Raw genomic sequence first — 18,422 nt, 5'->3', positions numbered from 1 at the left:
TTTCAAACGCTTTCGCCTTCTTTTCTACTGGTTCTTGTTTAGCGGCTGTTTTCCTTTAAATGGCCCTAAAGCAGTGAGCCAGCACACCTTACAAAGGAATGCGGGCCCATAAAAATACCAGAACTTGCCTTTTACTCAGCGCCGGCTTTCTTGGCAGTGCCGCTGGTGGCAGCTCCGCTGGCGGTGGCCCCGTCAGGAGACCCGCCCCGGCCCACTTTCTCATAGACTGGCTGGGCCAATTTACGGTGCTCACGCAGGACAGGCAGAGTCTTCGCTGCGAAGGCTTTCAGGTCTGGGTCTTTGCCGCTGGTGGCTTGCTGCTCAAAAACCTTGATGTCTTTGTCATGGTCTTCCACCATGTGCTGCATGTACATTTTGTCAAAATCTGCATTGCCCTGTTGCGAGAGCATGTCCAGGTGCTGCTTGTGCTCTGGCAAGAGCGTAGGCGGCAGCGTGATTCCTTTTTTGGCGGCCAGGGCCTTGAGCTCAGTATTGGCTTTGGTGTGGTCGGTGATCATGCGTTGCCCGAATTGCTTCACGCCGGGGTCTTCCCCTCTGGTAGTGGCCAGTTTACCCGCCTGCACCTCCAGCAGGCCTCCGCTGGCGGCGGCCATCAGGAATAGCTGGTCCTGATCCTGGTTTACGGCCATGCTGTCTGAGTTTACCCCCGTAGCCGGATTGTCAAGGGTGGCATTGTTATGGGCTTCGGCCAGGCCGCTGCTGCCCGGGTGGGTTCCCACTTGTTCGTTAGAAAGGGCGTAGCCGGTACCGTAATTGTCTGGGTCTGTGCTGGCTGTATAGGTATTGCAGGCAGCGCCAGTTAGCAGAATGGCGGCCACAAAGAGGGGCATGGTGTTTTTCATAGTTTTAAAATGATCGCGTAGAACAGTTTTTAAGAATGGTTTTTATACGCAGTGGTCTGCAGGTGGTTAAATTTCTTTGTCAACCGCTGCTATTCAAGGATTTGTGGTCTACAGGTTTAGGCAAATAATCCTCTGCCTGCAGATTAGGAAATATGCCTAAACCTGGGCACGATGGCGCAACAAAAAGTGCCTGCGTCTGGAAGGCGTTTTTGTAGAAACAGCCCCTGAACGCAGGCACTTAAAAAACCAGGAATGCAGTACAACAAGGTTAGTCTACCCGGTCTTCCAGTTTGGTAGCCATTCCCTGGTGCGACTTAAGCATAGGCAATGTTTTGGCGGCAAGGGCCTTCACAGTGGGCGTTTCTGCATTGGTGCTCTTCATCTGGAACATGGCGATGTCCATTTTATGGGCTGTTTCCATGGCATCCATGTAATCTTCTTCAAATCCTTTGCCGGTCTTCCCTTTCAGTTTGTCCAACATGGCTTGGTGCACGGGCATCAGGGTTTTAGGCAGGGTGATTTTCATCTGCGAGGCCAGGCTCATCTGCTCCTGGCTTGCTTTGGTGTGGTGGTCTATCATCATTTGGGCAAATCTTTTCACCTCAGGATCGGTGGCAGACTGCACGGCCAGTTTACCGGCCTGAATCTCAAACATGTTGCTGCTGGCTGCGGTCATCATGAACATGGCATCTGTCATGTTGGTCATGTCCATGGTGGCTCCGGCAGTTCCGGCTGCACCTGCGGCTGTCCCCCCGGTAGTTCCGGTGGTAGTGCCTCCGGTTGTACCAGTGGTGCCACTGGTGGTGCCGGTAGTGCCAGATGTAGTTCCGGTTGTACCTGAAGTAGTGCTGCCTGAAGTTGTTCCAGTAGTGGTGCCGCTGGTGGTGCCCGTAGATCCGCTGGTGGTTCCGGTGGTAGTACCTGAGGTAGTAGTTCCGGAAGTAGTCGTTCCGCCGGAACCAGACATAGTACTTGAGCCGGACATTGTACCAGAACCTGACATAGTACCGGATGCAGAACCCGCTCTGGCATCTGTTGAGGAGGCACTTGAGGTACCAGTGGAGGTGTTAGTATCCGTTCCCGTATTCGTGCTGGAACAAGCGGTGCCCGTAAGCATAGCCCCGGCCATCAACATTGACATTACTTTTCTCATAACTCTCTAATTTGCGTTCAAATTCGTTCTGCCCTGTATACGCGCTCAAAATGAGGCAGTTAAAGCATTAATACCTGAACAAATACTGTATTTCAGCAGGGCTATGGCTATTTATACGGGGTCACAGGCCCCTTATTGCTGCTCTGAAGAATCTGAAGACAGGGTATCTGAGGCGATGGCGTGAGTAGAGGCTGCGCCGCCCATGCCGCTGCTGCCGGCGCTACTGGTGGCTGCCGTGGGGCTTTCCGCCGCTCCCTGGGCGTTCACGTCTGAGTCTGTGGTGGGCTGGGTACCTTTCTGTTCGCTGCTGCAGCCCGCCATCATCAATAGAAACAGGGCCAAAGCGCCGCAGGAGCCTATTCGTTTTATCATCTTTATCATATTCTTGTAAGCTGTTTTAAAGGTATTTTCAGGAAAACGGGGCTAAAACCCCTGCACGCCCCCTTACAACAGAAAAGCCTGCAGTTAGCAGGCTTTTCTGTTGTAAGGGGGCAAAGTTATTTCAGGATTTTCTTTTCCAGCTCATCGGCCTCGTGCTCATGGATGCGCAGCATGGGCAGGGTTCTGATGGCGAAGGCTTTCACAGTGGTAGTAGGCGCCGCGTTGCTGACCACGTCAAACAGCGCGATGTCGCTCTCATGCGCGTCTTCTATCTTGTCTATGTATTTGCGGTCAAACTCAGAACCGGTAAGTTTAGAGAGTTCATCCACCAGTTTCTGGTGCTCGGGCAAAAGGGCGGTAGGAAGCGTGAGGTTCATGCCTGAGGCAATACTGGTGAGCTCCTGGCTTCCCTTGGTATGATGATCCACCAGAGTCTGGGCCAATCTTTTCACCTCAGAGTTGGCGCTGCGCTCCAAAGCTAATTTGCCTAACTGCACTTCCATCATGCTGCTGCTGGCCGCCTCGGTGAGGAAAGTAGCCTCTGTGATGTTGCGGGTGCCGTAGCGCATGGTGCCGGTACCAGCCACAGTGCTGGTGGTGCCCGGGGCTACGTAGGCATCTGCCGAGGTACCCACGGTACCGGACGCAGAATTGGAAGAAGTGACAGTTGCCTCGTAAGCATCTGAAGTGGGTACTGAATTAGACGTATTGGCATCTACCCTGCTGCAAGCCGATCCTGCCACCAAGGCAAGCGCAGCCACTCCATAAAATATCTTTTTCATACTTCCTTCTGTTTAATGGAACCGTCCCAGGCCAATCTACCCTGGCCGGATCTTCTCTTCATCCGCGTCTGGCTTACAGAACCCTATTTCGGTTCCAGCTCATCTTCCAGCTGCTCTACCTGTGAGAGATGCGCGCGCAAGGTGGGCAGGCTTTTTCCGGCAAAGGCTTTCAGCTCCATGTCGGTTCCTTCCTCAGACATCTCCTCGTACCTTTCAATGGCTTCCTTGTGGTCCTTTACCAGCGCTTCCAGGTAAGCTTTGTCAAAAGCAGCCCCTGAATTGCTCATAAGGTCATTGAACGCTTTCTGATGGTCATCGCTCAGGCTGGTGGGCACTATCAGGTTCTTGAGGTCCGCAATCTGCTTTAGCTGGGTATTGGTTTGGGTGTGGTGGTCCATCATCAGCTGCCCCAATTGCCGCACTCGCGGATCGGTGGCCTTGCTGCTGGCCAGGCGGCCCATTTCCACTTCAAACAGATTGCCACTGGTTGCTTCCGCTACAAACCAGCCGCTTTTCTCATCTTTGCCCGTGCTTTCCAGCAGGTCCTCATTGTGTTTTCCCGCTGCGTCTACCGAAGTAGCCTCAGACGAGGAACCACCACAACCAGAGACCGAGGAAACACAGGCCGCAAACAGCAGGTAGAGCAGAGCGTTTTTCATAGTTAGATCTTGTACTGATGGCAAGCGGATAGATTCCGCACAGTCTTTTTACGGAGTAAGTTGTACAGGGTTGACATTGCACTCTACCAATCTCAAACTGGCTCCTTCTTCCAATGCTTGGTATAAAGGCCCACGGAATTTGTGCTTAAAGAAGAGGCTATCCTCCTTTAACCCTTACGCCCATAATGCAGCTATATAGGTATTAAAACCAGAAGGGCGTTCTGGGACTGCTTTTATAAAAACAGCCCCAGAACGCCCTTCCAATGAAAGAACGATAACCGGTCTAAATTACAGACTCACACCTTTACGTTTACCGGCCTGACGGATGGCATCCCGTACGGCCTCCTCGTATTCCTCCGGCACAGAGTCCAACTCAATCTGCCCGGTCTGGCCCGAGGTTAAGCGGTACAGCAGTTTATCTGACTGTACCCGCAGCAAGCTAATGGTGTCCCAAGGCAGCGTGATGGCAGCCTGGGTGAGAGACAGCTTCAGTTCCAGGTGCTCCTCGGTTACCTGCACATAGCTGGTGCCGGTGGCTTTGCGCCGGCGCCAGGCCACTACCAGGTACGAAAAGGCCAAGGCCACTTGCAGCAAAGGCAGGAAGTAAACGCCCAAGGCCACTTCCTCCTCAGCGGTATAATGCCGGTACACGCCCAGCCCGCCTAATATAAAAAACACCACCGCCATGAACAGGTACAGCTTGGAAAGCGCAGACCCGTTGTGGTTAGAGGGTGATAGGTTCAAGAAGTAAGATTCCATAAAAAAGCTATTTAGAAGATTTGCTTTTCCGATTGCGCAGCACCATGATGATCTTAAGCACTACAAACATCATGAACCCCACGAATGCCGCCAGGGTCACAAAGATATTTGGGTCGTCCAGGCGCCACATCAGAATGAGGAACGAGACGGTAAGCATGAAATTCAGCAACAAATCAGATGGACGTAAAGCCATGGGTAAAAGCAAAAAGTAAGGGGGGTAAAGATACAAAGATGTACCCAGTACTCAAGTCTTTACCTGTTTATGCGCTACTTTAATGAAACTGTGCCTCAAACAGAATAGTGCCTTTTTCAAGCGAAAAAGAAGCATTTCCCGGCTTTTATTTATCAGCCAGGGTCCAGCGTTCAAAGTCACTGAAATAGGCGCTTTTCCAGAAAGCGTACCGGGGCAGGATGGCCGTTTTCAGCCGCCGTTTGAAGTCGGTGAAGTCCTTCAATTTGGGGTCGGTCCAGAGGACCTCGCTCAGAGCAGTCATGCGCGGGAACACCATATACTCCACCTTCGCCGGAGAACCCATGTATTCGGTCCAGACGTTGCCCTGCGCGCCCAGGATGTATTTATCCAGCCTCAACTGCTGCAGCTCGGCCGGCAAAGGGTTGTACTGGTACACGGCCTCCAGCGGATTATACCCATGGATGGCCAGGCTGTCCTGCGGATTTCTGGACTGGTAGTTGTCAAAGTACAGCGGGTTGCCGGGCGTCATGATCACCGGGTGGCGCCTTTTAGCCGCCGCGATGCCCTCCGCGGCCCCGCCCCAGTTCATGACCACCGCCGAGGTGTCCAGGTCCCCTTCCAGAATTTCGTGCCAGCCAATGACTTTCTTGTTCTTTTTGGCCAGATAACCCGATACCTGCTCTATGAAATAGGTCTGCAATTCTTTCTCGTCTTTGAGCCCATTGACCTTCATGAACGCCTGCGTGCTGGGACTGGCCTTCCACCATATCTTGCTGCACTCATCGCCCCCAATGTGGATATATGGAGAGGGAAACAAGTCTGCCACCTCCTGGAACATGGTCTCCAGAAACCTGAAAGTTTCCGGATTAGGCGCCAGCACGTTGTTCTGCCGGTTGTACATGCCCCAGGTATTGGCCACCTGCCAGGCCGAGTCTGGTTTGGTGCTGAACTCAGGGTAAGAGGCGATAATCGCACGGCTGTGCCCGGGAATATCAATCTCCGGAATCACGTTGATGCCCCGCACGGTGGCGTAGCGCACCACTTCGCGCACCTGGTCCTGGGTGTAGAAGCCGCCGTAGCGGGTGGAATCATAGCGGGCGGGCGTGTCTTTGAAATGCCCGATGAGCGTGGAGTTGCGCCAGGCGCCTACCTGGGTGAGTTTGGGATAGCTCTTGATCTCCAGGCGCCAGCCCTGGTCATCGGTGAGGTGCCAATGGAAGTTGTTGAACTTGTGGAAGGCCAGGTAGTCTATGTACTTCTTGAGGAAATCAAGCGGGAAGATATGGCGGCTCACATCCAGGTGCATGCCCCGGTAAGCGAAGCGCGGATAATCCTTGATCTCCACCGTTGGGAAGGCCACCTGCTTGGCTTTCTGCAGCGGCAACAACTGCAGGAACGTCTGGATGCCGTGCACCATACCCGCCACATCCCTAGCCTTAATCCTGATCACGGGCCCACCAGATTCCAGCCAGTACATCTCGGGCCGGTTGGCCTCGATGGTGTCATGCATGAGCTGGATTTTGGTGTGCCGGCTTGGCTTAGCGTTTGGGGTGGAGATGGCTAGCCCTAGATCGCACTGGTCCAACAGTAGGCCCTGCAGGTACTCGGCCTGGGCTTTGTAAGGGACATCAAAGAGGATGACAGTATGTCGGTCTATGGTCACGGGCCTTTCGCCGGTGGCGTTGAAGGAAACCGGCCGGGGCACGATGTTATTGGCCTGTGGCGCCTGCCCCTGGCACCGGAAAGACACCACGGCAAACAAGCCCAGCAAACAAGACAGCCAGCGTTTCTTCATTTATTTACGGCGGGTTAGCGTTGATTCCAGATAACAGAAGCACAGACAAACAGATGATTAAAAATAAGGTTTATTTCCACACGGCCTAAAAACAGATCGGCCTTTCTCCGGAGAACCAGAGAAAGGCCGATCTGTTTTTGCTTAAATAAAAGGCAGATTATGACTGCGGCTTCACCGCCGGAAGTGCCTTGCGCGGCAACTTGTCTTTGCGGGTAGCCGACTGGTACACGAAAGAAGCCACAATCACGGAGGCTTGCTTCAGGTCATCGGCCTGGAGGCGGTCATAGGTATCCATGTTGGTGTGGTGGGTACGGGTGTTGTACTCCAGACCATCCTGGATGAACTGGAAGCCTGGCAAGCCCAAGCCATCGAAGGAAAGGTGGTCGGTACCGCCGGTGTTGCGGTTGGTCACGGTGGTGGCACCCAGGTCATGGAAAGGTTTCAGCCACTCAGTGAACAACGGCGCCACGGCCTCGTTGCCCTGGGTGTAGATGCCTCTGATTTTTCCCGAGCCGTTGTCCAGGTTGTAGTAAGCGGCAATCTTGGCGTGCTCCGGCAACAGTTTCATGGTAGCGGGGTCACCCAGGTGTTTCTTGGCGTATCCGCGGGAACCGTACAGACCTTGCTCCTCGCCACCCCACAGGGCAATGCGGATGGTGCGCTTAGGCTGCAGGTTTAGGGCTTTGATGATGCGCACGGCTTCCATCATCACGGCCACGCCGGCGGCGTTGTCAGTAGCGCCGGTGGCAGCGTGCCAAGAGTCAATGTGGCCGCCCAGCATCACAATCTCAGATTTCAGTTTTTTATCGGTACCCGGGATCTCCGCGATCACGTTGTAACCTTGCTGGTCATCGGTGAGGAAACGGGTTTTGCTTTCCAGCTCCACTTCTACGGGAATACCGGCGGCCAAAAGGCGGCTCATACGGGCCAGGTCTTCCTGGGCCATTTCAAACTCAGGCAATACAGGCTTGGCATCCATGGCGTACGAGGCGCCATTGCTGGTGAAGAACGTTCCGTGCGAACCGCTGCGGCCGCTGAACATGGCCACGGCGCCTTCCTGCAGGAACATCTCGCTCATTTTGGCTACTAAAGCCCGGCGGGCCTGCATGGCGGCTCTCTGCTCATCGGTCATGGGCGTACGACCGGCGGTGGGCTGCACAGGCTCGGCCATTTTCTGCAACTGCTCATCGGTGTAGCGGCTGGCATCGGCGGTGAAGGTGGTTTTGATAGGATTGGTTACCTCCATCATCACTACTTTGCCTTTCAGCTTGCCGGTGTACTGGGCTAAATCTTCTTCTTTGGCGGCTTTCACCAGCATCACCTGCGCTTTCACCGGTCCGTTGGTGCTAGGCGTCCAGGCTTTGGGCGAGCCGATCATGGGCTGATAATACGGTTTGGTAAGCGCCAGGTAGGATTTCTCCACCTCCCAGCCTTTGCCAAACGTGCCCCAAGGCTCAATCACGGCGTTCTTCAGGCCCCAGGAAGTCAGTTTGTCTTTCGTCCACTGGTTGGCTTTGGCCAGGCCGGTAGAACCCGAGAGGCGAGGGCCGTTCACATCGGTGAGGTAGAAGGCGATGTCCATCACCTGGGAGTTCTTCAATCCTTCCTGGCGGATTTTCTCTACCACGGCCGCATCCAGCGGCTCTACCTGTTGGGCAAAAGCAGGCATCGCCAGGAAAGCGGCGCCTAAAAATAGATTAAAAGCTTTGTTCATTAGAAAGGGGTTTGTAGGGAGGTTTGTAGGTCTGCGGGTAAATATAGAAAAGGCCAGATGATTAAACCAACCCCACAGCATAAAAACCTATTTCTGAAGAGAATAGCCCGCCTAGCACTACCGGCCGGTAGTGTGCAGGTAGCAGTTCTCCAGTTTGAATTGTCCGTTCTTGGTGATGCGGTAGGCTTCCAGGCAAGACCAGCGGTTGAAGACCTTATCGGCGCGGAAATACCTTTTCACCAGCACCAGGTTCTTTGACAGCAGCACCACCGGGTAGGAATAAGCATAATAAGAGGCGGGCGCCAGACCCAGTTCCTGCAAGACCATAATGTTCTGCGGGAAATCCTCGGGCGTCCACTCGGTCCGTTTCTGTTGCCTGATTCGTTTTTTGATTAGCTCGAACTCCGGTTTGGTCAAGCGGAAGTCCATTTTGAGTTGGGGACCGGCGCCGTGCAGTCCCTGCCGGGCCGCCACGCGGCTGGCATCAGAGATATTGACTTTGGCCCATAGCGAGTCATTGAGATACACTTCAGACAGGTTCCAGGGCAGCATGTTTTTGTCTACCCGGTTGTGCGTGCCGTTTTGCCCGGCCAGGTACCGCATGAAGCGCTGGATCACCTGGGTTTCTGTTTTCCCGGCTTGCGCGATCCCCTCAGAAGAAATGGACAATAAAAAGCCGAGGAAAGCGAAAAGGGCGAAAGACTTGAGACGCATGAGCTGGAAAAAGGATAATTCTTCTACAATATCCGGAAAACCCGGGTTAATCACAACCAAGCCCTTACCTGCAGAGAAGTTGGGTTTGACTCTTCCCGGAGACATAGGTTATAAATGCAGTAGCGTTTTGAAGCTACTTTAGAGAAATCAGGCTAAAAGCGTGCCATTTAAAAACTGTGATAAATCTGATTTAAAACAAGTCATTTCTGGTTTCTGCCGCGGCACCTCTCCTCCACCCTTGCCTGAATGGTTTAACTGTTTTCTACCCGATTTCCCGAAAACGGTTCTAAAACGGAGTACCCCAGAGGCAGACGCCCAGCAGAAAGCCCAGCGCGAAGCCGGTGTACACCTGTTTGGTATTATGGGCACCCAGGGCCAGTCGGGCAGACAAAACCGCGCCGCAGATCACGCACCCCAATGCCACGGGCAACAGCAGGTAAGCCTCGGGGAGCCACGCATGCAGCAGCACCAAAATCCCCAACGTGCCACCCAGTCCAATACCATGCGCACTGATTTTCCAGAACTGGTTAATGACCAATGTGAGGTACACGGAGACCGTGATCACGCCCATCATGAGGTAAAACAGGCTATCAAAGAAAGAGATGCGGTAAAACACTACCGTGAGCACGGTGTAGCAGGTGGCGGATATCAGGAGCGGCCAACGGCGATCGGTGCGGGCGTCTAAAGTGACAGAGGTGACCAGGCCCGCCTGTTGCAGCAGCATTGTCCCCAGTACCGGCAGCAGAAAAGTAAGGATGAACACCAGCAGCACAATCAGGCGCCTCCCCTCCGGTGGATACGAGAATACCTCGGCCGGCAGGTAGTACAGCAGCAGACTGAATAGGTACGTAGGAAGTAACAACGGGTGAAAGAGTACTGAAAGCACCGTTGCGAGGCGGGGATTCACTTTGGTAATTAAGAATTAGGAATGGAGAATTAGGAAATGGTGCGACAGATACCGAACTACTCACTAAAGCAAGCAGCGCAATGAGTTAAGCATAAAAATCATCTCTATTTCAAATTCTCAATTCCTCATTCTTAATTCACCCGCTGCGCGGGTTAAAGTTCCTTGCGCAGGCGAGCCACCGGTATGTTCAGTTGCTCGCGATATTTGGCCACGGTGCGGCGGGCTATGTTGTAGCCTTTCTCATTGAGCATCTTCTCAATTTTATCGTCTGAGAGAGGTTTGCGCTTGTTCTCGGCCTCAATAATATCTTTCAGGATGGCTTTCACCTCGCGGCTGCTGGCATCTTCACCCGCATCGGTAGCGATACCTTCTGAGAAGAAGAATTTCAACGGGATAATCCCGAACTCGGTTTGCACGCTTTTGCTGTTTGCCACGCGGCTCACGGTGGAAATGTCCATGCCTATGTCCTCGGCGATGTCTTTCAGGATCATGGGCCGCAGTTTACTTTCATCGCCCTCCAGGAAATAGTCGTACTGGCGGCGCAGGATGGCTTCCATGGTGCGCAAAAGAGTATTCTGCCGCTGCTTGATGGCGTCTATGAACCATTTGGCGGCATCCAGCTTCTGCTTCACAAAGGTTACCGTCTCCTTCAGCTTCTTGTCTTTTTTGGAGCCTTTCTCATAGGCATCAAACATATCAGCGTAGGAGCGGGAAATGCGCAGGTCCGGGGCGTTGCGGGCGTTCAAGGAAAGCTGCAACTGGCCGTCTTCATTGGTGATGATGAAATCGGGGATCACGTACTGCACGCGCGTGGCGCCGCCGGTTCCGCCCGGTTTGGGGTTCAGCTTCAGGATCAGGTCAATAGCGGCTTTCAGCTCATAGTCTTCCAACTCCAACCGCTGCTGAATCTTGGCGTAGTGCTTCTTGGTGAACTCATCAAAGCAGTCATGGATGATCTGCTCGGCTACTTCGGTGATGTCATCGGGGTCGCGGCGCTCCAGTTGTAGCAAGAGGCATTCCTGAAGGTCACGGGCGGCAATGCCGGGCGGGTCAAAGGCCTGGATGCGGCGCAGCACGTCCTCAATCTCCTCAGGGCTGGCGTCTATGTTCTGCGAGAAAGCCAGGTCATTGGAGATAGCCTGCAGTTCCCGCCGGATGTAGCCGTCCTGGTCAATGGACCCGATGAGTTGCTCGCCAATGGCCAGCTGCTTGGTGTCTAGGTTCAGGAAACCCAACTGGTCCAAGAGGGCATCGGTGAGCGAGCCGGTAAAGGCGATGGGCATTTCGCGGTCTTCCTCGTCGCCGGGGCCGTCGCCCTGCATTTTGTAGCCGGCTACCTCGTCATCATTGATATAATCGCCCAGATCTACATCATCATCGTCGCGGCGGACTTCCTCTTCGGCAAAATCATCCTCGGTGTTGTCGAAATCGTCATCGGCATCACTACTTGAATCATCGTCTGCGGTAGGCTCATCGGCGGCGTCTCCTTCTTCCAGGGCGGGATTCACCTCCAGTTCCTCTTTGATGCGGGCCTCCAGCTCAGCGGTAGGCACCTGCAGCAATTTGATGAACTGGATCTGCTGCGGCGATAATTTTTGGGATAAAAGCTGTTTTAAGTCAAGTCTCTGCATATGAAAACGGCACCAACCACACAAGTGCGGACTAGCCCAAAGTTATGGTTTTTTACTACTGGATTGCAAAAAAGGTTAATTTTGAAGTTCGCGTTATTGCGCGAGGTATCAAGTATCAGGTATCGGGTAGCAAGACTCTTCCTTTAGGTAAGATTTATTTGCAATTGGATACCTACTTTTGCAACGGTCAAATACGTGCTACTTGATACATGCTACGTGATACTACAATTAACATGAAAAGAACCAAAGTAAAGGAAGTCCTCCAGACGGAGCCCAGTGGCCAGGAGGTGTTGGTAAAAGGTTGGGTGCGCACCAAGCGCGGCAACAAGTACGTGACGTTTATTGCCGTGAACGACGGCTCTACTATAAACAATATCCAGGTGGTGGCGGACATGACGGTGTTCTCTGAGGAAAGCCTCAAAGAGGTGACCACCGGCGCCAGCGTCTCTATTTTGGGCACGTTGGTGCAGAGCCAGGGCAAAGGCCAGACCGTAGAGATCCAGGCCCGCACTGTTGAGGTGCTGGGCACCGCCGATCCGGAGACCTACCCGCTGCAGAAAAAAGGCCACTCCCTGGAGTTCCTGCGCGAGATTGCCCACCTGCGCCCGCGTACCAACACCTTTGGCGCCGTGCTGCGCGTACGCCACGCCATGGCGTTTGCCGTGCACCAGTACTTCAACCAGAAAGGCTTCTTTTACATCCATACGCCCATTATCACGGCCTCTGACGCTGAGGGCGCCGGTGAGATGTTCCGGGTGACTACCTTGGACCCGGTGAACCCACCTAAAACTGAGACTGGTGAAGTGGATTTCTCGGAAGACTTCTTCGGGAAATCAACCAACTTGACGGTGTCTGGTCAGCTGGAGGGCGAGGTGACGGCCATGGCTTTGTCTGAGATCTATACCTTCGGGCCTACGTTCCGGGCCGAGAACTCCAACACCAGCCGCCACCTGGCCGAGTTCTGGATGATTGAGCCCGAAATGGCCTTCTATGAACTGGAAGACAACATGGACCTGGCCGAGGATTTCCTGAAGTACCTGGTGCGCTACGCTCTGGACAACTGCATGGACGATCTCCAGTTCCTCAACGACATGTACGACAAGGAGCTGCTCAGCCGCCTGAACTTTGTGGTGGAGAACGATTTCCAGCGCCTGACCTACACCGAGGCCGTGGAGATTCTGAAGACTGCCAAGCAGAAGTTTGAGTACAAGGTAGACTGGGGCACCGACTTGCAGAGCGAGCACGAGCGCTACCTGGTAGAGAAGCACTTCAAGAAACCGGTAATTCTGACGAACTACCCCAAAGACATCAAGTCTTTCTACATGAAACTGAACGATGACGGCAAAACCGTGCGCGCCATGGACGTGTTGTTCCCGGGCATCGGGGAGATTATTGGCGGTTCGCAGCGCGAGGAAAGTTACGAGAAGCTGGTGACCCGCATGCGGGAGATGGGCGTACCCGAAAAAGAAATGTGGTGGTTCCTGGATACCCGCCGCTTCGGGACCGTGCCGCACAGCGGCTTCGGGTTGGGCTTTGAGCGTCTGCTGCTGTTTGTGACCGGCATGGGCAACATCAGAGACGTGATTCCTTTCCCCCGATTCCCTAAGAGCGCCGAGTTCTAGGATTTCGTTATCCCAAGCCTATATGGCTATCAATCGCCCTGCCGTCTGTATGACGGCAGGGCGATTTTGTTTTAGGCCTGTTTTACTGAAAAGCGCCTATAAACTAGTTTCCTGCGTTTGTTATTTCAATCTTTAGACTATGGCTGCCATAGCTTTGAAGAACAAGAAGAAGCGTAGAGAAGGGGTTACAGACAATTAAAACGAAGCAGTGTATCTCTCCTCCTCAAGTCCCGTAAAAGCTTTTAACACTTTAACGCCAGCACCCATCCAGCAAGGAAATACTCCAGGTTCTAATTACAGGAAATTGGGTATTCCTGGAGCCAAACCCCTCCTGGCAGGTATAAACACAAGGGTGCAGAGCCATCTTTTTAGCATTTATTCTAGCACAAAAAGGCAAGTTTACTATCAGCAATTGGCTTAATCAACAAAACCACTATATTAAAAATCCTATATATTAGTATCCTTCCCCTCTACTTGTCCGTAATGCCCAAAATCCGTCAGTTTCAACTTAAAAACTGTTTCACTGTTTTCTGAACATAGGAAAATGGATGAACAAACGCCCGTTTTGAAGGGCATACAACTTAGTTTTATTATACACAAACCTTACAAAAGGAATTTCATATGTAAATACTAGGATTTACTCTATAATTTATTTTGATTTGCAACGACAAAAAAGACTATCTCCCAAACTCAAAAACTATGATGAAACACCTTACTCTCCTCCTATTTGTATTTGCCTTAGCGTTAGGTTCAGCTCAAGCCCAAAGTGCTGCTCAGAAGAGCAAAGAGCGGGCAGCTCAAATGAAACAAAAAGAAAAAGAGCGTGCCGAACTGGCCAAGCAAAAAGCGAAAGAGCGCAAAGAATTAGCCAAACAGAAGCAAATTGCGCGCGAAGCCCAGATAGATGCCAAGTACGAGGCAATGGATGAAGCTTACGCCCAGAAGGAAGAGGCAAGAAGAGTGGCTATGAAAGAAAGAGAGGAAGCCCTGAAGCAGAAAGAAGAAGAACGCGAAGAGGCTTTGAAGGAGAAAGCAGCGGCAGCCAAAGAAAAACAGCGCCAGGCAAAACTGGCAATGAAAGAGAAAGAAGAAGCCAGAAAAGAAGCTGCCAAGCAACGCGCCCAAGCCTTAAAAGAAAAGGAAGCTGCCCGTAAAATGGCCGCCAAAGAGAAAGAAGCTAACCGCAAGATTGCGTCTAACGAATAACAACACTTTCAACTTTACTGCAAGTTGAAAAGTAAAACAGCAAGAGCCCGCCAAAAGCGGGCTCTTGCTGTTTTACTTTGTTTACCATTATGGTTTGCACGTCGGAAGAGGGCTATTTACAGGGTGTTTTTAGCAAAAGGGGCCTGAAATGCATTACCGCAATTTACAAGAGTTTCTATCACGCCGGATCTGCCCCAACTCTGGTCCCTAACTGCTAAGACATTCAAGGAATTCAATTGTAACAGTTTCCAGCCATTCCGCAACTCTAGAAGCACAGTTTTCTCACTGGCTCTATTTCTTTCAGAAGCCAAACCCAGGAAAATGACGGGCCAGGTTCTGTTATAAACAACAATCTGTTCTCAATACAATAACCCTTTCCTTATTCAACCATTACCTGACGCTAAAAACCCACTTCTCCCCTCATGTCCAGGCATCGTCAAACACTAACAACATACAATTTGGTATAAACCGCATAGTATAAAAACCCAAGTAAAATAATATTTATTGTTATTATTGTTTTATTTTATTATTAATTATAACTATTATTGGCATACGCTCAATCAGATTGCCAGGCCCACGCCACCGCATCTTCTAAAAGAGTTTATAATCAATTGCTATATGGAAAACCGTTACACTTTAAAGCCTGCATCTGCCTTATGGTATCTCATGAGGGTTCTGATTGTTTTGATGGTATTGGATGCAAGTGCCATTGCCGTAGAGTATTACCTCAGGACTTATGTTGATCCGTCTATCACCGCTTCCTATTCCTTTCAATATTACGTGACAGGCATGTTTGCGATGGATGGGGAAAGAAATATCCCTACCTACTTTTCAGCCATCAACTTACTGGTCAGCGCAATCCTGCTGTTCACCATCTCCAGACACGTAAAGAACAGTGCAAAACCCAGGCACCACAGAAAGTGGTACCTCATGGGCTGCATGTTTGCCTGGCTGTCCGCTGATGAGTTGTTTTCCCTGCACGAACTACTGGTGAAACCTACCAGGGGCTTTCTTAAACAATCACTACAGCAAGACAACCTGGGATACCTGAATTTTGCCTGGTTTGTGCCTTACCTCCTCTTCTTCATGCTGGTAGGCCTGTACCTGGTTAAGTTTGTGCTGTCACTGCCCAGAACCACGCTCCTGAGGTTTATAGGGGCCGGGGCCATCTTCATTGCCGGAGCCGTAGGCATGGAGATGATTGGCGGTGATTTCATGGCAGACAAAGGCAGCCGGATAAGCCTTGTCTACAAAATGTTTACCTCCGTGGAAGAAGTGCTGGAGATGCTGGGCATCATTTTCTTTATCTACTCCCTCCTCAAATACATGGAACAGCAGACAGCAATGAATGATTTGTTGACGCTTACCTTCAACAAAACCAGAAAAGAGGCCGTGCCTGCGTCTTCTGCCCCTAAACAACATGTCATAAAAGAAGTGGAAGCCCCCTTAACGGTAGCCTCTTGATTAACTTTTCCTAATCCAGTCCCAGGCGAGTAGATGTTTTGGGAAGGAAGTACTAGAAACCTACAGAAAACGCCCCTATGCTTAATGCTTTTTTACATTAAGCTGATGGTAAGCGACTGTTTAGAACTGAGGGGCACCAGAGAACTGGTGCCCCTCCTTTATGGCATTCCTGTAAACTTTGGCCGCTTGTTTTAACTTTTGGTCGCTACAGTCTATCCTTTCTCCTTTACGTTTCATCTTCCTCTGTTTACAGTTCATCTCCTTTTAATTTCAGGCGGTTTTCCGGTGGTTCATATTTGTCCAGAACCTAACCGAGACCGCCATGAAAACCTTTACTCTTCTTTCTTTCCTTCTGCTGCTCACCTCTGGGGTCACCAAGGCACAAAGCCTTCTGCAAGGCCAGGTACAGGACGAAGCTGGGCAGCCGGTGATTGGGGCCAACGTGTACCTGAAGGGTCTTTATGACGGCGCCTCCACCGATGAAACCGGGCATTTCAAATTTACCTCCAAGCAAACGGGCCCTCAGACGCTGGTGATCAGTTTCCTGGGTTTCTCTACCCTGGAGCGCGAAATAGATCTGACCCAACCCCAATCCTCCCTCAGGTTCACCCTGAAACCAGATTACCGCCAGCTACAGATGGTCCAGATCTCGGCAGGGGCGTTTGAGGCCAGCGATGAGAAACGGAGTGCCCTGCTCACCTCCAGAGACATTGTCACCACGGCCGGCGCCACCGCCGATATCATGGGGGCCATCAATACCTTGCCCGGCACCCAGAAGGTGGGCGAAGAAGGAAAGCTGTTTGTGCGGGGCGGCGACAGCTACGAGACCAGAACCTTTATTGATGGTTTGCTGGTAGCCAACCCTTATAACGCCAGCGTACCGGATGTGCCCTCCCGAGGCAGGTTCTCGCCTTTTCTGTTCACCGGCATGGCTTTCAGCTCCGGCGGATACTCGGCCGAGTACGGGCAGGCGCTTTCCTCGGCGCTACTGCTGCAGAGCCAGGACCTGGCCGAAGAGTCGCAAACCGGCATTTCGCTCATGAGCGTGGGCGCCAGCCTTTCCCGCACCAAACGCTGGGCGAACACCTCCCTGGCCATCTCTGGCGAGTACAACAACCTCAGGCCCTACATGGCCCTGGTGCCCCAGCGGCAGAAGTGGCTGCACATGCCAGAGTCCAGAGCAGGCAGTGTGGTTTTCCGGCAGAAGACCTCTAAAACGGGGATGCTCAAATTCTACGGCACCTACACCACATCACACCTGGCATTGGAACAGCTTGACCTGGACCATCCCACAAAAGCAATTGCGGTGGGCCTGCAGAACCAGAACCTGTTCCTGAACACCACCTATGAAGAGGTCATCCGGGAGAAATGGACCCTGCAAACCGGCTTTACCTATACTTACAACCAGGAGGACATCGCCGCGGGCGAGGCCCAGGTAAATACCGGTACCCACACCTGGAACGCTAAGGCCGTGATGATACGGGACCTGGGACACGCCGTCACCCTGCGGACCGGCCTGGAAACCCAACAGAAAAACTACCGCCAGCTTTACGAAGAAACCCCTGCCGCCCAACCCCGGCACGGCCTAGTGGATGACCAGAATCTGGCGGCTTTTGCCGAGGCGGATGTGTACCTGGGCCAGAAGCTGGTGGCCCGGCCCGGCCTACGCCTGGAAAGGTCCTCTTTCCTAAATCAACAGGCCCTGTCGCCCAGACTGGCGGTGGCTTACCAGTTGCACCGCGCTGGACAAGTCTCTTTTGCCTACGGCCACTTCTACCAGACCCCGGAGAATGATTACCTTAAATACCACCAGTCGCTCAGGTTTGAGCGAGCTACCCATTATATCCTTAACTACCAGCGTACGGCAAACAAGAGAACACTCAGGGTAGAAGGCTACTACAAAAGCTACCAGAACCTGGTGCGGTACAATGCGCTCCAGTTGCAGAACGCCACCGATTTCAACAGCCAGGGCCACGGCTACGCCCGGGGAGTGGAGGTCTTCTGGCGCGACCAGAAGAGCATCAGGCACGGCGACTACTGGGTTTCCTATTCCCTGCTAAACACCAAGCGCCTGTACAAAGGGTTTCCGGAGGAAGCCCGCCCCAGCTTCGCCTCTACCCATAATGTCAGCCTGGTGTACAAGCAGATGGTAAACCCGATCAAAACTTACGTGGGCACCACCTTCAGCTACACCAGCGGCCGACCTTACCACAACCCCAACCAGGAGGGTTTTCAGCAAAACACCACCAAAAACTACCTGGACCTGAGTCTGAACGCCAGCTTTCTCACCAGCATCAAAGGGCACTCCACTATTCTGCACGCCTCCTGCACCAACCTGTTGGGCTTCAACAACGTGTTCGGGTACCGCTACAGCACCTCCCCAGATGCGCAGGGTCAGTTCGCCGTGCAGCCCATAGTACCTGGCGCCAAGCGTTTCGCGCTGCTGGCCCTCCTCATCTCGGTCAATGACGGGAAAAAGGAAAGCGCCAAATAATGCCCTCCCTCTCGTCGCCAGAAGCTGTTCACCGATTCTCCTTTTCGCCCTCTTTTCAGAAAATTAACCTTAAAACAGAAACCAT

16 protein-coding genes are annotated in these 18,422 nt (G+C 52.5%); 4 read left to right on the top strand and 12 right to left on the bottom strand.

The genetic code is table 11. The annotated features are described in order from the left end of the window. Nucleotides 1–131: 131 nt before the first annotated feature. From J3P34_RS18640 to rpoN, 12 genes are all read right to left on the bottom strand, one after another. Nucleotides 132–863, bottom strand: a complete 732-nt coding sequence (locus J3P34_RS18640; RefSeq protein WP_210490097.1) for a DUF4142 domain-containing protein — start codon at nt 861–863, stop codon at nt 132–134. 268 nt (nt 864–1,131) lie between these two features. Next, nucleotides 1,132–2,016 carry a DUF4142 domain-containing protein gene (locus tag J3P34_RS18635; protein ID WP_210490096.1) on the bottom strand — a complete coding sequence of 295 codons (885 nt, stop codon included), beginning with the start codon at nt 2,014–2,016 and terminating at the stop codon, nt 1,132–1,134. Nucleotides 2,017–2,148: 132 nt separating this feature from the next. Continuing rightward, nucleotides 2,149–2,388 (bottom strand): hypothetical protein, encoded by a 240-nt coding sequence (locus J3P34_RS18630; protein ID WP_210490094.1) that lies wholly within the window; start codon nt 2,386–2,388, stop codon nt 2,149–2,151. A gap of 125 nt (nt 2,389–2,513) precedes the next feature. Beyond that, nucleotides 2,514–3,179 (bottom strand): DUF4142 domain-containing protein, encoded by a 666-nt coding sequence (locus tag J3P34_RS18625; protein WP_210490093.1) that lies wholly within the window; start codon nt 3,177–3,179, stop codon nt 2,514–2,516. A gap of 83 nt (nt 3,180–3,262) precedes the next feature. Next, the gene (locus tag J3P34_RS18620; RefSeq protein ID WP_210490092.1) at nt 3,263–3,838 is read right to left on the bottom strand and encodes a DUF4142 domain-containing protein; all 576 of its coding nucleotides are present in this window, start codon (nt 3,836–3,838) and stop codon (nt 3,263–3,265) included. A 288-nt stretch (nt 3,839–4,126) separates the two neighbouring features. Further along, nucleotides 4,127–4,597 (bottom strand): hypothetical protein, encoded by a 471-nt coding sequence (locus J3P34_RS18615; protein WP_210463030.1) that lies wholly within the window; start codon nt 4,595–4,597, stop codon nt 4,127–4,129. 7 nt (nt 4,598–4,604) lie between these two features. Further along, the gene (locus J3P34_RS18610) at nt 4,605–4,790 is read right to left on the bottom strand and encodes a hypothetical protein (protein ID WP_210463029.1); all 186 of its coding nucleotides are present in this window, start codon (nt 4,788–4,790) and stop codon (nt 4,605–4,607) included. Nucleotides 4,791–4,935: 145 nt separating this feature from the next. Beyond that, complete coding sequence (locus J3P34_RS18605) at nt 4,936–6,585, bottom strand: beta-N-acetylhexosaminidase (protein WP_210490091.1); 1,650 nt, start codon at nt 6,583–6,585, stop codon at nt 4,936–4,938. Nucleotides 6,586–6,742: 157 nt separating this feature from the next. Next, nucleotides 6,743–8,299: a M28 family metallopeptidase gene (locus J3P34_RS18600; RefSeq protein WP_210490090.1), complete on the bottom strand. Its 1,557-nt coding sequence runs from the start codon at nt 8,297–8,299 to the stop codon at nt 6,743–6,745. A gap of 117 nt (nt 8,300–8,416) precedes the next feature. After that, entirely contained in the window at nt 8,417–9,118 is a 702-nt protein-coding gene (locus tag J3P34_RS18595; RefSeq protein ID WP_210490089.1) for a hypothetical protein, read from the bottom strand. A gap of 181 nt (nt 9,119–9,299) precedes the next feature. Beyond that, nucleotides 9,300–9,920 carry a hypothetical protein gene (locus tag J3P34_RS18590; RefSeq protein ID WP_210490088.1) on the bottom strand — a complete coding sequence of 207 codons (621 nt, stop codon included), beginning with the start codon at nt 9,918–9,920 and terminating at the stop codon, nt 9,300–9,302. A 152-nt stretch (nt 9,921–10,072) separates the two neighbouring features. Continuing rightward, nucleotides 10,073–11,551 (bottom strand): RNA polymerase factor sigma-54, encoded by a 1,479-nt coding sequence (rpoN, locus tag J3P34_RS18585; protein WP_210463024.1) that lies wholly within the window; start codon nt 11,549–11,551, stop codon nt 10,073–10,075. A gap of 233 nt (nt 11,552–11,784) precedes the next feature. Between rpoN and asnS the strand changes: the two genes are divergently transcribed. The 4 genes from asnS (at nt 11,785) to J3P34_RS18565 (ending at nt 18,337) form a co-directional block, all read left to right on the top strand. Next, nucleotides 11,785–13,173, top strand: coding sequence for an asparagine--tRNA ligase (asnS, locus tag J3P34_RS18580; protein ID WP_210490086.1), 1,389 nt, complete (start codon nt 11,785–11,787; stop codon nt 13,171–13,173). 699 nt (nt 13,174–13,872) lie between these two features. Beyond that, nucleotides 13,873–14,379: a cell envelope integrity TolA family protein gene (locus J3P34_RS18575; RefSeq protein WP_210490085.1), complete on the top strand. Its 507-nt coding sequence runs from the start codon at nt 13,873–13,875 to the stop codon at nt 14,377–14,379. A 666-nt stretch (nt 14,380–15,045) separates the two neighbouring features. Then, the gene (locus J3P34_RS18570; protein WP_210490084.1) at nt 15,046–15,843 is read left to right on the top strand and encodes a hypothetical protein; all 798 of its coding nucleotides are present in this window, start codon (nt 15,046–15,048) and stop codon (nt 15,841–15,843) included. A 322-nt stretch (nt 15,844–16,165) separates the two neighbouring features. Then, nucleotides 16,166–18,337 carry a TonB-dependent receptor gene (locus J3P34_RS18565; RefSeq protein ID WP_210490083.1) on the top strand — a complete coding sequence of 724 codons (2,172 nt, stop codon included), beginning with the start codon at nt 16,166–16,168 and terminating at the stop codon, nt 18,335–18,337. Nucleotides 18,338–18,422: the final 85 nt, after the last annotated feature.

Source organism: Rufibacter aurantiacus (assembly GCF_017916345.1).
Taxonomy (GTDB): domain Bacteria; phylum Bacteroidota; class Bacteroidia; order Cytophagales; family Hymenobacteraceae; genus Nibribacter; species Nibribacter roseolus.
This window is presented reverse-complemented; position numbering and strand designations above follow the sequence as displayed.